Raw genomic sequence first — 368 nt, forward strand, 5'->3', positions numbered from 1 at the left:
AGTGGGTAGTTTAACCTTTCGAGGAGGACGCTCACCACTTTGTGGTTCATGACTGGGGTGAAGTCGTAACAAGGTAGCCCTAGGGGAACCTGGGGCTGGATCACCTCCTTATACGAAGATACCACGATGAGTGTCCACACAGATTGATTAGGTTTAGAAAAGTAAAGAGACGAAGAACTCCCAAGTTCTTCAATATCCAGTGTCCCGTTCGTCTAGAGGCCTAGGACACCGCCCTTTCACGGCGGTAACAGGGGTTCGACTCCCCTACGGGATACCATTGGGTCGTTAGCTCAGTTGGTAGAGCAGTTGACTTTTAATCAATTGGTCGCAGGTTCGAATCCTGCACGACCCACCATTCTTTCTCCGCG

2 tRNA genes and 1 rRNA gene are annotated in these 368 nt (G+C 50.5%); all 3 read left to right on the forward strand.

The annotated features are described in order from the left end of the window. Window positions 1-111 (forward strand): 16S ribosomal RNA (locus BCU75_RS18750); the annotation flags it as partial. 90 nt (window positions 112-201) lie between these two features. Then, window positions 202-277: transfer RNA gene (locus BCU75_RS18755), tRNA-Glu, on the forward strand. A 2-nt stretch (window positions 278-279) separates the two neighbouring features. Beyond that, a tRNA-Lys gene (locus BCU75_RS18760) sits at window positions 280-355 on the forward strand. Window positions 356-368: the final 13 nt, after the last annotated feature.

This window comes from Vibrio splendidus (genome assembly GCF_002873455.1).
Lineage (GTDB): Bacteria > Pseudomonadota > Gammaproteobacteria > Enterobacterales > Vibrionaceae > Vibrio > Vibrio splendidus_J.